Origin of the sequence: Micromonospora sp. WMMD734 (assembly GCF_049178975.1) — a bacterium.
GTDB lineage: Bacteria > Actinomycetota > Actinomycetes > Mycobacteriales > Micromonosporaceae > Micromonospora > Micromonospora wenchangensis.
In genome coordinates, this window is the sequence record NZ_JBMHMK010000001.1 from 2,922,517 (window position 1) to 2,936,299 (window position 13,783).

Below are 13,783 nucleotides of genomic sequence, written 5' to 3' on the forward strand. Positions count from 1 at the left end.
CGCGTCGTTCGCAAGAAGTGTTCAGGTAATCAGTTATCGGATGCCGCATCCATCTCGATCCTCGCGATTCCTTGCTCGATCCTCCGCGATTCCGGTTTGCCGACGATCACCGTGGCGTCGACCAACGGAATCGTCGGACGTGAATTCCGACGGGACTGGCGGGTCTCGACGACGATCAGGACGATCAGGACGGCGACCAGCCCGGCCAGGCCGGCCATCGGGGCGAGCACGGCGGCAGCCGGACCGGCGGCGGTGAGCACTCCGGCCGTCACCAGGCGCGGCAGGCTCGTGGCACGGTGCACGAGCCGTTCGAACAGCAGGTGACCGGCCAGATAGAGGGCCGCACCGCCATAGAGGGACAGCGCATAGAAGGCCCCCAACGGCCCTGTCCCGTCGGCGTGGGCCACCACACCCTCCACCCCGAGCGCGGTGAGCACGATCCCGGCGACCAGGGGAAAGTGGCCGTAGGTGTACGCGTCGACGGCCAGGCTGACCCGGGCGGCGTCGTGCGCTGCGACGAGGCGACGCCGGGCCTCGGGTGCCACCACGTCGAAGTACAGCCACCACAGGCAGACGGCGGTCCCGACGCCGAGGACGGCGGCGGTCAGCAGCGGCACGCCGACGGGCTGGCCGGCGGCCCCCACCCCGATCGCGACAGTGGACTCACCGAGGGCCAGGATGATGAACAGGCCGTGCCGTTCGGTGAGGTGCGCCGGACTGTGCAGCCGCCAGGCGCCGCGCCGGGCCGTGAGGTAGATGCCGGCCCAGTCCACCAGCAACGCGACGCCGAACAGCAGCACCTGGGCCCAGCCACCCGCCAGCGCCCCGCAGAACAGCAGTGCCGCGCCGGCCAGCAGGGGTGGCCAGGTGACCGCGATCTGTTGCCGCAGGCCGGTGTCGCCGGTCGCGGCCACCGCGTAGACCGCGAGGTGCACCCACCGGACGAACAGGTAGGCGCAGACCAGGACGACCGGTCCGGGCAGGCCGCCTGGAGCGTCCCGCCAGGCCTCGGGAATGGCCAGGGCCACCACGAACATCGCCGCCATCGCGCCGACCATCCCCGCCCGCAGCAGGCCCTCGTCGGCCCGGGAGTGGTTGCCCAGCCAGGTGTAGCCGGACCACGTTCCCCACAGCAGGGCCAGGATCAGCAGCCCTCGCAGGACACCGTACGGGCTGTGCTCGTGGGCCAGGTAGGCGGTGATCTGGGTCGTCGCGAAGACGTAGACGAGGTCGAAGAAGAGCTCGAACGGCGTCGCGCGGTGGTCCTCGTCGACCGGGCGTACGGCCGGGTCGGGCCGGTTCCCCATGGCCGGTCCTCCTCTCGGGTTCCGTCGCTCAGGGGGCCAGGGACAGCAGCGTGCGGGGTCGCGCCGCGGCCCGGGGTCGCCGGCAGAAGTACACGAATGCCGGCGGCAGGTTCGCCCACACGGTGCGGCCGGTCACGACCTCCTCGAACCGGTCGCCCAGCGCCCGCCGCAGCCGCCGGGCGGGCGGGGCGCTGCGGGCGAGCGTGTAGCCGAACGTGGTGAACGCCCCGTCCGGGGTGAGCGCGTCGGTGACGGCCTGCAGCAGTTCGTCCTGCTGGTTCCCGGCGAACGCCGCCCACGGCAGGCCGCTCACGATCACGTCCGCCCGGCGGTGGCCCCGCCGCGCCAGCACCTCGCCGAGGTCGCGTGCGTCGGCCACGGCGACGTCGAGCTGCGGGTACCGGGTGGCCAGCAGGCCCGCGAACCGCCCGTTGACCTCGACGGCGAGATGGTGGCCCCGGCCGGCGAGCCGGCGTTGGATGGCGGCCGTGAACGCCCCGGTGCCGGGGCCGAGTTCGACGACCAGCGGCTCACCGACGTCGGGCACGGGTGCGGTGACGAGGTCGGCCAGCGGGCCGCCGCTGGGGGCGACCGCGGCGACGGTGAACGGGTCACGGAGGAACTCGCGCAGAAACTGCGCCCGGTGGTTGTCGCTCATCGCCCGGCCCGCCGCCCGGCGAGCTGTGGCCGTGGGGTCAGCACCCGGGCGAGCCAGTCGGTGCGGGCGCGGCGGGCCTGGGCCGAGATCAGCGCCTGCGGGTACAGGGCGTCGAACCCGTGGAAGCCACCCGCCCAGATGTGCAGCTCGGCCTGGCCACCGGCGGCCCAGAGGCGGGTGGCATAGGCGACGGCCTCGTCGCGGAACACCTCGGCGGTGCCGGCGTCGACGTAGGTGTCCGGGAGGCCGGACAGGTCGCCGGCCGTCGCGGGAGAGACGTGAGCGGGTACGGCGTCGTCGGCCAGGTCACCGAGCACCGACCGCCAGCCGAATTCGTTCATCTCGCGCGTCCACACGCCGGGTTCGCCGGCGTACTGGCGGCTGGAGGTGGTGTCGTTGTGGTGGTCGAGCATGGGGCAGATCAGCACCTGGGCGGCGAGCGGCGGGCCGCCGCGGTCGCGGGCCAGCAGGGCGACCCCGGCGGTGAGGCCACCACCGGCGCTGACCCCGGCGACGATGATCCGGCCCGGATCGACGCCCAGCTCGTCGGCGTGCCCGGCCACCCACAGCAGACCGTGGTAGCAGTCGTCGACCAGGCTGGTGCCGGTGGCCTCGGGCGCCAACCGGTAGTCCACGGAGACCACGACGGCGCCGAACAGGTCGAGCCACTCCAGCGGGATGTCGAGCTGGGAGAAGCGGTCGCCCATCACCATTCCGCCGCCGTGCATCCAGTAGACGCACGGGGCCGGGGCGGTGTGGTCCGGGCCGGCGGGGCTGAAGACGGACAGCGGGATGTCCGCGCCGTCGGCACCGGCGATGCTGACCTCGCGCCGGTCGACCGCCCGGCCTTCGAGCAGCGGCTCCACGGGCGTCGACGAGAACTGCCGGATCTGCGGGAGCACCTCGCGGTTGAGTTCGGGCACGAGCGGCATGTCGGCGAGCAACGCGCGCAGCTCGGGGTCGAGAGGGGGACGTGTCAGTGCCATGAGGGGTTTCCTGTTCGTGTTCGGTGCGCAGGGGCGGATGTCCGTGCCGGATCTCAGATGGCGGCCTTGCCGCCGATCGGCACCTCGTCGAGGTATGCCGGCTCACCGGCGAGCAACGGCTGGAGCCGGTTGACCAGGGCCTGTGCCTCGTCGGTGGCGAAGAACCGGTGATGCGCCTCCTCGGTGGTCCAACCCTCGGTGACGTGGACGACGTCGGAGTCGGCGGCGGATCGGCCGATCAGGAAGACGACGCAGTCCTCATTCGTCAGCGACGGCGAGGCGAGCAGGAAGTCGACCAGTTGGTCGCCCTTGCCGGGGCGGGCGGTCATGGTGGCGTGAAAGCCGTAGCTTGCGGTCATCGGGCACTCTCCTCGGCGGCTGCCACCGGATGTCGGCGGCGACGGTGTTGCCTGGCTGGGATCAACTTTCGGGGCCGCCCGGTCGCCCCTCTTCAGTCATCCGACTTCCGGGATCCGGGCCGCACCCTGCCGATGACCTAGCCGGTGGTGCTGCAATCGGGCAGCCCCGTGGCCGGGTGTGACCGGCGACGTGAGCGGAGTCGCCGGCGCACCGCGCCCCGGTGCCCTGGTGCGGGGGCTGCGGGCTCCGCCCACCGCCGGCATGTCGGCCCCGGGGTTAGGTCATTCGACAGATGCGCGGGCCGACAGCCGCGCCGCACCATCGACGGTGTGACGCCATCAGGACGGGAACACCCCGCATCGCCGCCCACCGTGCTGCGGATGCGCGAGGTCCGCGACCGGGCCCTGTTCGACCTCGACGACGGGCCGGTCACGCCGTCGAACCGGGCCGACCTTCCGGCGACCACGCGCCTGCTCAACGTGCTGCTGGCAAGCCTGGTCGTGTCCTCGTTGCAGTACGAGCAGCATGCGCTGGCCGTCCGCGCCCCGTCGGCCCGGCCGCTCGCGGAGCTCCTGTTCGCCGGGGCCGACCGCGACCGTGGTGACGCGCGGCTGGTCGCGACCCGGATCCGGCAGCTCGGGTGCGTCGGCGACTACGACCCGCAACACCTCGGCGCCCGGTCCCGGGTCGCCTTCCGGGCGTTCCCCGACGGTGACGTCGTCGGCATCGTGACGCAGAACCTCGTCGGGGCACGGGTCCTCGTTCAGACGTTGCAGGAGGCGGTGCGTTGGATCGGCGACGACGACCCCACCACCCGGCGGCTCCTGGAGCGGCTGCTCGAAGCGAAGGAGACGCAGGCCGACGAGCTCAGCGCGCCGGCTGCCCGGCAGCAGGCGGCGACAGCGCGGCCCGGAGCGCGGCCCGGGACGTGACGCCCAGCTTGGGGAAGATCCGGTACAGGTGGGCGCCGACGGTCCGGTGGGACAGGTACAGGCGTTCGGCGATCTGCTTGTTGGTCAGGCCGCTCGCCGCCAGCTGCGCGATCTGGAGTTCCTGCGCCGTCAGCGCGGTCAGGTCACCCCGCTGCCGGAGGGCCGGACGGTGACCGCAGGCGCGCAGTTCCCCTGCCACCCGGTCGAGCCAGGGCGCTGCGGGCAGGGCGGCGAATCCGTCCCGTGCGGCCAGCAGGTGCGGCCGGGCCTCCACCGGCGACCGGGTCCGCCGCAGCCGCTCACCGAGGGCCAACCGCACCCGGGCGGCGTCGTACAGCCACCGTCGGGTCGCGGCGTCGGCCAGCCGGGCCTCCACGCGGGTCACCGACTCGTCGTCGTCGAGGACGAGGGCCTCCGCGCCGGCCTGGAGCAGGGCCATCCGGGGCGACAAGCCAGCCACGTCCGCGTCCCGCATCGCCTGCACGTGGGCCCGGGCCTCGGCCGTCCGCCCGGTGCGTACGGCCGCCTCGACGAGGTCGAACATGACCCAGGTGCAGTGCGGCACGTGGGAGGCGAGCACGCCGGGCGGGCTCATCGCAGCGGCGTGGCCGAAGGCGGCGTCGTAGTCGCCCTGCCCCATGGCGGCGAGCACCCGGGGATGCTGCGCGAACAGCGCGGCGGCGGCGACGCCCCGGGGCAGCGCCCAATGGGTGATCTCGTCGGCGAGCGCATACGCCTCGTCGAACCGTCCCCGGCCGGCGGCAAGGATCGCCCGGTTGTACCTGAAGTACCACGCGAAGAACGAGAAGCCGCTGGTGTCGCAGGTCCGCTGGCCCTCCGCGGCGAGTTCCTCGGCCTCGTCCCACCGGCCGGTCAGGAAGTCGTCGAGGCACAGGTGCATCAGGGCCCCGAGGTGCCGGCGGGGCGCCCCGCCGTTGCGCCCCTGCTCGACCAGCCGCCAGGACACCTCCCGCGAGTCGCCGAGACGATCGAGGTACACCGAGGCCGTGCCGATCCGCATGATGCGGGTAGGGTCCTCGTTCTCGGTCAGCGTGCGGAGCACCGCGTCGATCCGGTCCAGCGCGGCCTTCCCGGTGCGCACCGGGTCGGCGAAGCTGTCGCTCGCCAGCGCGAGCACGTCCGGCGGCCGGGGCCGGATCCGGCGCAGCATCGCGAAGAACGGTTCCCAGTACTCCGGCGTGCTGCCGTACCAGCACAGCAGCAGCAGGGTGTGCATGGCCTCGACGAGCGCGGGGTCGTCGGCCCGGTAGCCGTGGTCGCCGGTCTCGATGGCACCCGCCAGCAGCCGGTGGGCGGTGTTCACGTCGCCGTCCCCGTTGATCATGAGGAAGGCGGTCGCGTTGGCCGCGTGCAGCGAACCGGCCGAGTCGGGAGCCGCCCGACGCGCGTCGGTCAGCAGGATCTTCGCGTCGTCGATGGTGCCGCTGGCCTCCGCGCCGATGTACGCGGCCTCGGCAAGCCGCCGCCCCCGGCCGGCGCTCGTGGCGCTCAGCTCGGCGGCGCGGACCAGGGCCGCCACCGCCGCGAACCCGTCCCCGCGCCGCATCACCCGGTGCGCCGCCTCCTCCAGGAGCTCCGCCACCGCCTCGTCCGGGCCGACGGCCGCCGCCGCGAGGTGCCAGGCGCGGCGTTCCCCGTCGTCGACCAGGGCTCCGGCGAGGGCGACGTGCGCGGTGCGGCGCTCCTCGTGGGTGGACATCGCCACGATCGCCGAGCGGATCAGTGGATGCCGGAACGCGATCCGGGCCGTGGCGTCGTCCACCCGGACGAGCTGCGCCCGCTCGGCGGGGGCCAGGTCGGCCAGGCTGGACTGGTCGGGCAGCGCGGCGCGGAGCACCCGGACGTCGCCGGTGCCCTCGAAGGTGGCCAGGAGCAGCACCCGCCGGGTCGCCTCGGGCAGCCCGGTCAACCGGGCCGCGAAGATCGCCTGCAACCGGTCGCTGAGGGGGACCACCTCGGGCTGCGTCTCCGTGCGCCGCACGGAGCCGAGCAGCGCGGCGGGCAACTCCATCAGCGCGAGGGGGTTGCCCTGGGCGAGGTCGAGCAGGCGTCGGCGTACCCGCGCCGGCAGTTGCGGGTGGCGGGCATCGACCAGCCGCCCCGCGGCCTCGTCGTCGAGCGGCCCGACGACGTGCTCGGACAGCCCCCGCAGGTCGAGGAAGCTCACCGATCCCGCCCTGGTCGACGCCAGCAGCCCGGCCCGGACACCCGCCAGCCGCCGGGCGACGAAGCCGAGGACGACGGCGCTCGCGCGGTCGAGCCAGTGCACGTCGTCGACCACCAGCAGGACCGGCTCGTCGGCCGTGAGCTCCGTGACGAGCAGCAGGGCGGCGTTGCAGACCAGGAGGACGTCCGGGGGCGTGCCGACGCCGAAGCCGAGCGCCACCGACAGCGCCTCGCGCGAACCGGACGGAAGACGGTCGAGGGCCGCGTACGCGGGCAGCAGCAGCTGGTGCAGGCCGGAGTAGCTGACGTCGGCCTCGAACTCCGACCCGGACGCCCGCAGCACGCGCATCCCGTCCGCGAGGGCGAACTCCATGGCGGCGGTCATCAGGGCGGACTTGCCGACCCCCGGCTCGCCGCAGATCAGCCGCGCGCCGCCACCCTGGCGCACCACGTCGAGGAACTCGGCGAGCTGCGCCAGGTCGTCGTGGCGTCCGAACAGTTCGCTTCCGGCCACCCGCACCTCACGCGCCCATCGTTGTCCGTCGGCCCCGGCCGACCTCGCCCTTTGTCCGGGCAGGCTACCGGGGTGTGCCGCCACCGGGATCGTCCGTCGGGCAGTCAGGCAGGAACGGGCAAGACAAGGCGAGTTCTCGTCAACTGTCGCGACGCGCCGCCCGCGTGGCGGTCCGGGCGTGCAGGCGGGCCGCGTCCTGGCGGGGCGGGCCGCCGAACTGCCGGCGGTACTCGCGGCTGAACTGTGCGGCGCTCTCGTAGCCGACGCGGCGGCTGACCCCGGCGACGTCGCCGGGGTTGGCGGCGAGCAGCAGCCTGGCGCGTTGCAGGCGGATCTGCTTCTGGTACTGGATCGGGCTCATCGAGGTGGCGGCCTGGAAGTTGCGGTGGAACGCGGAGACGCTCATCCCCGCCTGCTGCGCCACGTCCTCGACCCGGAATGGCTGCGCGTGGTTGTCGCGGATCCACTGGACGGCCCGGGCGATGTGGCTGAGGCTGCTGTCGGGCAGGCCGAACTGGCGCAGGACGCCGCCCTGCTCGCCGGTCAGCAGCCGCCAGATGATCTCCCGCTTGATCAGGGGCGCGAGCATGGGGATGTCGCGGGGCTGATCGAGCAGGCGCAGCAGCCGCACGGCGGCGTCGAGCAGCTCGACGGGGGCCCTGCTGACGGCCAGGCCGGCTGGTGGATGGGGGGCGGGCGCCGGCAGGTCCGCCGGGTCCGCCTGGAGCAGCACCTCGGCGACGGCGGCCGGGTGCAGGGTCAGGCCGAAGCCCAACGCCGGCTCCTGCGGGCTGGCCCGGGCGAAGTACGCGGTCACCGGCAGGTCGATCGAGGCGACGAGGTAGTCGCCGGCCTGGTACTCGTACACCCGGTCGCCGAGCGCGAACCGCTTCGTGCCCTGGGCGACGAGGGCCAGCACCCGGCCGTAGGTGGTCGGCGTCGGCGGGGTGGGCCGGTCGGCGCGGAAGATGCGGACGTCGGCGATGCCGGTGCCCAGATCGGGCCGAGCATGCCGGGCCAGCAGAACACGCAACTCGTCGAGCGGCATGCCCACCATTCAAGCACCGCGACCCGCGTGCCCAGGCAAAGGTCGCCGTCGGGGGGCCGCCCCGGGGTCGACCGCGCCGTCGCGACCCCACCCGGTCGGGAGCGAGTTGCCGCTGTCCCGGCGTACCAGGGTGATGTCCGAGGAAGCCGTCAGTGGGGCATGCCGGTCGCAAACTCCTCGACTCCCAGCACACGCAGCAGCTCAAGCCGCTCCCGGGCCTCGGCGTCGGCCGGGGTCAGCACCAGCAGCTGCTGGCCGAGATCGGGGGTGACCAGGGTCTCGCAGTCCATCGTGATCCGGCCCACGCGCGGGTGGATGAACGTCTTGCGGTCGGCCCGGCGTACCGCCACCTCGTGCTCGGCCCACAGCCGCCGGAAGTCGTCGCTGGCCGCCCGTAACCGGTCGATCAGGCCGGTCACGGTCGGGTCGCCGGCCCGCCGGCCGGCCACCGCGCGCAGGTCGGCGACCTGCTGGCGGGCGTGCCGCTGCCACTCCCCCGGGTCGTGCAGGTCGCGGACGGTCGGGTCGGTGAAGTAGCGGTAGGCGACGTAGCGGCGGTCGCCGGTCAGCCCGGTGTGGTCTCCGCTGAGCAGGACCGACATGCGGTTCTGCGCCAGGACCTCGCTGAGGTCGGACAGGACCATGGCGGGGGTGTCGCCCACCAGGTCGAGCAGCCGGACCAGGCCGGCCCGGGCCAAGCGGGCGGTGCCCTCGGCGGGCGGCGGCTGGTGGCCGGCCAGGTGGAACAGGTGACTGCGCTCGTCGTCGGTCAGGCGCAGGGCCCGGGCCAGGGCGCCGAGCAACTGGGTCGACGGCTGGCTGCTGCGGCCCTGCTCCAAGCGGACGACGTAGTCGACGGACATGCCGGCGAGCATGGCGACCTCCTCGCGGCGAAGGCCGACGGTGCGGCGGCGGGGGCCGTCGGGGATGCCGACCTCGGCGGGGCGGATGGCCTCGCGTCGGCGTCGCAGGAAGTCGGCGAGCTGCTCACGCTGCATGCCTCCATGCTGCCCGCCGAGGCTGGCACCGAGCCAGGGAGTGGCGCTCCCACGACAAGCGCTCCGCTGCCGGCGGGCCGGGAAGCGGCGCAGGGTGGAGCCGGGATCGACCGACGAGGGAGAGTTTCGATGCAGACACGCAGGTTGGGTGACACGGGTCCCACGGTTTCCGCGGTGGGGCTGGGGGCGATGAGCATGTCGGGCACGTACGGCCCGGCCGATCGTGGGGAGAGCATCGCCACCGTACGGGCCGCGCTGGACGCGGGGGTCACGCTCATCGACACGGGCGACTTCTACGGCATGGGGCACAACGAGCTGCTGTTGGCGGAGGCGTTGCGGGGACGCGACCGGGACAGCTACCTGCTGAGTGTGAAGTTCGGGCAGCAGGTCGGGCCGGGCATGCGGTTCGCCGGTCAGGACTCCCGCCCGGATTCGGTGCGCAACTTCCTGAACTACTCGCTGACCCGGCTCGGCGTCGACCACGTGGACATCTACCGGCCGGCCCGGCTCGACCGGTCGGTGCCGGTCGAGGACACGATCGGCGCGATCAAGGACATGATCGACGCCGGTTACGTGCGGTACGTGGGGCTGTCGGAGGTCGACGCGGCCACCGTCCGCCGGGCACACGCCGTACACCCGGTTGCCGATCTTCAGATCGAGTATTCGCTGCTGTCGCGGGCGGTCGAGGCCGAGGTGCTGCCCACGCTGCGGGAGTTGGGCATCGGGCTGACCGCGTACGGGGTGCTGGGCCGTGGTCTGCTCTCGGGGCACTGGGTGCCGGGGCGGGCGGACGATCCGCGTAACCACGCTCCCCGCTTCGCTGCCGAGAACGCGTCGCACAACCTCGCCCTGGTGGCGGCGTTGCGCCGGGTCGCCGAGGCGAAGGGGTGCACGGTGGCGCAGTTGGCGATCGCGTGGGTGGCGGCGCAGGACCCGTCCATCGTCGCGCTGGTCGGTGCGCGTACCCGGCAGCGGCTGGCCGAGGCGTTGCCGGCGCTGGAGGTGGAGCTGTCGGCCGGTGATCTCGAAGAGATCGAGGCGGCCGTGCCGAAGGGTGCCGCGCGCGGTGACCGTTACCCGGCGGCGTTCATGGCCAGCCTCGGCGTCGGCAACTGAGGGTGTCACGGGGCCCCCGGTCGACGGTGCCGACCCACTGAGATACGATACGGTGCGTGTCGTATCGGAATGAAGAACCACCAGGGGCCCGGGGACGGCCGCGCGATGCCGAGCTGGAGCGGCGGATCACCGCGGCCGTCCTCGGGATCCTCGCCGAGCACGGGTACGAGGACGTGTCCTTCGAGGCGGTGGCCCGACGCTGCCAGACGTCGAAGGCCAGCCTGTACCGGCGATGGGGATCCAAGCGGGACATGGTCATCGCCGCGGTGAAGGCGGGGCCGGCCCGGCACTCGACGTCCCCGCTGCCACCGGGGGACACCCTGCGCGAGGACCTGCTGGCCCTGGCCCGGCGGCTGGCACGCACGATGGCCACCTCCGACACCGGCACCGCGTTGATGCTGCTCCAGGCCGGGCTGAAGGACCCCGAACTGTGCGACGCCATCGAGAGCTCCACGGGCCCCACCGGGGCCCGGCTGCCGCAGGCGGTGATCGACGCCGCGGTCGCCCGCGGCGAACTGCCCGCCGGGGCGAGCCCGTTCGCCTTCGAGGAGGTCGTCGGATCGGTGCTGCTGCTCCGGCACGCGAACGGCCTCGCGGTCGACGACGCCTACCTGTCCGCACTCGTGGACACCGTGATCATCCCGGCCCTCGTCGCCTCCGCCACCAGCGGGACCACGCTGCCCGCCGGCCTCTTCTCCGGCCATCCCGAAATCCGCACCACCGACCCGACCCGGGAGAATTCGTGACCACGCCATTCGTGATCGACAACTTCACCTACCACACGATCGCCGGCGACGGCGGCGTCGACCTCACCGTCGCCGTCGGCGGCCACGGGCCGGCCGTCGTGCTGCTCCACGGCTTTCCGCAGACCCACTACATGTGGCGTCACGTCGCCGCGAAGCTCGCGACCGACCACACCGTCATCGTCCCCGACCTGCGCGGCTACGGGGCCAGCGGCAAGCCCGTCGCCGACGACCCGGGCACCTACTCCAAGCGCACGATGGGCAACGACGTGGTCGCCGTCACCCGTCAGCTCGGCTTCGACCAGTTCGGGCTGATCGGCCACGACCGGGGTGCCCTCGTCGCCGTCCGCGCCGGGCTCGACCACCCCGAGGCGGTACGCTACCTCGGCATCCTCGACGTCCTGCCGACCCTGGACACGTGGGCCGTCCTGCACGGCGTCGACGCCAAGGTCGCCTGGCACCTCTATCTCATGGCCCAGCCGGCCGGCCTGCCCGAGAAGATGATCGCCGCCGTCGGTCCCGAGTTCTTCGGTTCCTTCCTCGACGCCTGGGACCCCACCGGCACCACCTTCACCCGCGACGAGCGTGACCACTACGTCGACAGCTCCGTCGCCGCGATCGACTCGATCGTGGCCGACTACCGCGCGACGGCCAGCGTGGACCTCGACATGGACGTCGCCGACCGTGAGCGCGGCGCGCAACTCACGATGCCCGTCGGCGTCATCTCCCAGGACTGGGGCGCCCAGCTCGGTTTCGACGCCTCCGCGCTCTGGCGTGCCTGGGCCCCGGACCTCACCTACCGGGCCACCGGCAGCGGGCACTTCATGGCCGAGGAGAACCCCGACGAGATCGTCACGTTCATCACCGCGTTGGCCGGGCGCGCTCCCGACACCGGGCACCGGAGCACGCGATGAGATGTTCGACCTACCCCGCCCGGTCGTGCGAAGGAGGCGGGCGTCGTCGGTCGTGACGAGCAGATCGACGGCACCGAGTTCGCGGGCGTCGTCGGCCTTGCCGTTCGACGCCGTCATCGCCGACCAGCTCATGAGCGCGGTCGCGTTCGACGCGGACGACCTGCCCGGATCGGCGGTGGCGATGTACGACGCGAACCTGCGCGATCCCCGACTGGTCCGGCTGCTGACCTGGCTACGCCTGGAGCGGCAGCCCACCGGCAGCCTGGGCCGGGCCGTCGACCACGAGCCGAAGCTGGCGGCGACCGCCCGGGCGCAGGCCGCCGGCCGGGTGCGCCCGGGCGATCCCTTCGACCTGTTCACCCTGGTCCTGAGCATGGCGTTCGCGTGGTCGGCGGCCAGCATCGGCTACGCCGCGACCGCCGACGAACCCGACGAGGAGCACGAGCGGCGGCGCAGGCTCCTGGCCGCGTGCGTCCGGGGCGCGATCTCACCGGGCACCGCGCCGCCGGACTGACCCCGGCCACCCCGGTTCCCTGGTCAGCGGCCCGTCCAGCAGCTGAGTTCCATGCCGTCCTCGACGGGGAAGTCGATGCTGACGTAGCCGTTGCCCGGGTCGCGGACGTAGGCCAGGTAGTCACCCATCGACGCGAACGTGGAGTCGTCGCCGACGACCAGGGCGCCCGGGGCGAGCCGGTCCTCGATCAGGCGCAGGACGGGCAGGCACAGCTCCTTCCAGCCGTCGAGCAGGGCCAGGCCGATCGGGCCGCCGACCGTGCCGAGGGTGGTCGACGCGTCCCCCTCGAGCACGGTCACCAGGTCGCCGAACCCGGCCGACTCCAGGTTGGCGCGGGCCGCCTTCACCTTGGTCGCGCTGAGCTCGGTCGTCGTGACGTGCCCGACCCCGTTGTCCCGTACGGCCGCCGCGAGGTAGAGCGTCGAGATCCCGTACGAGGTGCCGAACTCGACCACCGTCTGCGGTCGGGCCGCGCGAACCAGGGCGTAGAGCAGGTCGCCACCCCGGGCCGAGATCGGCATGTAGACGTCTTCGAGCAGGTCAGAACGTTCCTGGGCGGTGGCCGTGGGCGCGGGCCGACCCGGCGAACGCTCGTCGTCGCGCTCGGCCTCGGTGAACAGCCGGTCGATCAGGTCGCGGACCGCCGGGTCGTGCAGTGTCGTCGTCATGGGTCGTAGACTAGACGCAACGTTGCGTCTATGGAAGATGTGGGTCTTGTAGCGTCGTCGGGGACGTGGAGGACACCGCACGGGGAAGGAGCGTCCGATGCACCGCGGCAACCGGCACGGCCGCAGCGAGGCGGCCCGTGAGGCCGTACTCCAGGCGGCGGACGACCTCGTCGCCGAGATCGGCTACGCCAGGGTCACCATCGAGGGCATCGCCGCCCGGGCCGGCGTCGCCAAGCAGACCATCTACCGGTGGTGGCGCTCCAAGACCGACATCCTGGTCGACGCGTTCGCCGCCGACAGCGCCCAGGAACTCACCCTGCCCGACACCGGCGCCTTCCACACCGACCTCCGAGCCCACCTCGACGAACTGGTCCGCTTCCTGGAGGTGTCCGACTCCGGCGCGGTGTTCCGGGCCCTGGCCGGCCAGGCCCAACACGACCCCGAACTGGCCGCCCGGCTACGCGCGGAGGTCCTGCCACGGCTGCGCGCCCGCGACCGGGTGCCGTTCGACCGCGCGGCCACCCGGGGCGAACTACCCGCCGACGCGGACGTCGACCTGCTCGTCGACCAGGTGGTCGGGCCGATCCACTTCCGGGTGCTCGTGACGGGCGAACCCGTGACACCCGCGCTGCTGGACGCGCTGGTCACCCTGGCGGCCCGACAGCAGCCCGAGGCGTCGCCCCGGTCGCAACAGCCGGGCGGGGCAGCCGCCTAGGCACCGGGCGCGTGCGGCAACCGCACGGGCCGCGGGGCTGCCCGGCCCGGACCATCTGGTCGAGCGGGTTGACGGCGAAGGCCCCGATCCGTACGCGGACCTCGCCGGCTGCGGGCTCGACGC

The 13,783-nt window shown here is 73.2% G+C and carries 14 protein-coding genes; 6 read left to right on the top strand and 8 right to left on the bottom strand.

What is annotated here, in order from left to right:
• Positions 1-29: 29 nt before the first annotated feature.
• The 4 genes from ACN267_RS12480 to ACN267_RS12495 are packed head-to-tail and all read right to left on the bottom strand — an operon-like array spanning position 30 to position 3,310.
• A complete protein-coding gene (locus ACN267_RS12480; protein ID WP_204960850.1) occupies positions 30-1,307 on the bottom strand; it encodes a low temperature requirement protein A in 1,278 nt (425 codons plus the stop codon).
• Positions 1,308-1,335: 28 nt separating this feature from the next.
• Positions 1,336-1,965, bottom strand: coding sequence for a class I SAM-dependent methyltransferase (locus ACN267_RS12485; protein ID WP_421488710.1), 630 nt, complete (start codon positions 1,963-1,965; stop codon positions 1,336-1,338).
• Positions 1,962-2,951, bottom strand: coding sequence for an alpha/beta hydrolase (locus ACN267_RS12490; protein ID WP_421488711.1), 990 nt, complete (start codon positions 2,949-2,951; stop codon positions 1,962-1,964). Before ACN267_RS12490 ends, ACN267_RS12485 begins: the two co-directional genes overlap by 4 nt.
• A 53-nt stretch (positions 2,952-3,004) precedes the next feature.
• On the bottom strand, positions 3,005-3,310 hold the full coding sequence (locus ACN267_RS12495; protein ID WP_204960848.1) for a putative quinol monooxygenase: 306 nt from the start codon (positions 3,308-3,310) through the stop codon (positions 3,005-3,007).
• Between the two features lie 330 nt (positions 3,311-3,640).
• On the opposite strand from ACN267_RS12495, the gene ACN267_RS12500 reads away from it, so the two are divergent.
• The gene (locus ACN267_RS12500; protein ID WP_204960847.1) at positions 3,641-4,243 is read left to right on the top strand and encodes a ferritin-like domain-containing protein; all 603 of its coding nucleotides are present in this window, start codon (positions 3,641-3,643) and stop codon (positions 4,241-4,243) included.
• Here the strand turns inward: ACN267_RS12500 and ACN267_RS12505 are convergent.
• The 3 genes from ACN267_RS12505 to ACN267_RS12515 all read right to left on the bottom strand — a co-directional run bounded on the left by ACN267_RS12505 (position 4,179) and on the right by ACN267_RS12515 (position 8,990).
• On the bottom strand, positions 4,179-6,944 hold the full coding sequence (locus ACN267_RS12505; protein WP_421488712.1) for an ATP-binding protein: 2,766 nt from the start codon (positions 6,942-6,944) through the stop codon (positions 4,179-4,181). The two genes, ACN267_RS12500 and ACN267_RS12505, sit on opposite strands and share 65 nt — an antisense overlap.
• A gap of 139 nt (positions 6,945-7,083) precedes the next feature.
• Entirely contained in the window at positions 7,084-8,001 is a 918-nt protein-coding gene (locus tag ACN267_RS12510) for an AraC family transcriptional regulator N-terminal domain-containing protein (protein WP_421488713.1), read from the bottom strand.
• 140 nt (positions 8,002-8,141) lie between these two features.
• Entirely contained in the window at positions 8,142-8,990 is an 849-nt protein-coding gene (locus tag ACN267_RS12515) for a helix-turn-helix transcriptional regulator (RefSeq protein WP_281898619.1), read from the bottom strand.
• A 129-nt stretch (positions 8,991-9,119) separates the two neighbouring features.
• Between ACN267_RS12515 and ACN267_RS12520 the strand changes: the two genes are divergently transcribed.
• The 4 genes from ACN267_RS12520 to ACN267_RS12535 all read left to right on the top strand — a co-directional run bounded on the left by ACN267_RS12520 (position 9,120) and on the right by ACN267_RS12535 (position 12,277).
• Positions 9,120-10,106 carry an aldo/keto reductase gene (locus ACN267_RS12520; protein ID WP_204960844.1) on the top strand — a complete coding sequence of 329 codons (987 nt, stop codon included), beginning with the start codon at positions 9,120-9,122 and terminating at the stop codon, positions 10,104-10,106.
• 56 nt (positions 10,107-10,162) lie between these two features.
• Positions 10,163-10,852 carry a TetR/AcrR family transcriptional regulator gene (locus tag ACN267_RS12525; RefSeq protein ID WP_421488714.1) on the top strand — a complete coding sequence of 230 codons (690 nt, stop codon included), beginning with the start codon at positions 10,163-10,165 and terminating at the stop codon, positions 10,850-10,852.
• Positions 10,849-11,763 (top strand): alpha/beta fold hydrolase, encoded by a 915-nt coding sequence (locus ACN267_RS12530; protein WP_204960843.1) that lies wholly within the window; start codon positions 10,849-10,851, stop codon positions 11,761-11,763. Before ACN267_RS12525 ends, ACN267_RS12530 begins: the two co-directional genes overlap by 4 nt.
• 97 nt (positions 11,764-11,860) lie before the next feature.
• Positions 11,861-12,277, top strand: a complete 417-nt coding sequence (locus tag ACN267_RS12535) for a hypothetical protein (RefSeq protein WP_421488715.1) — start codon at positions 11,861-11,863, stop codon at positions 12,275-12,277.
• Positions 12,278-12,300: 23 nt separating this feature from the next.
• On the opposite strand, the gene ACN267_RS12540 is transcribed toward ACN267_RS12535, so the two are convergent.
• Entirely contained in the window at positions 12,301-12,945 is a 645-nt protein-coding gene (locus ACN267_RS12540) for an O-methyltransferase (RefSeq protein ID WP_281898626.1), read from the bottom strand.
• A 97-nt stretch (positions 12,946-13,042) separates the two neighbouring features.
• On the opposite strand from ACN267_RS12540, the gene ACN267_RS12545 reads away from it, so the two are divergent.
• On the top strand, positions 13,043-13,660 hold the full coding sequence (locus ACN267_RS12545) for a TetR/AcrR family transcriptional regulator (protein ID WP_421488716.1): 618 nt from the start codon (positions 13,043-13,045) through the stop codon (positions 13,658-13,660).
• Positions 13,661-13,783: the final 123 nt, after the last annotated feature.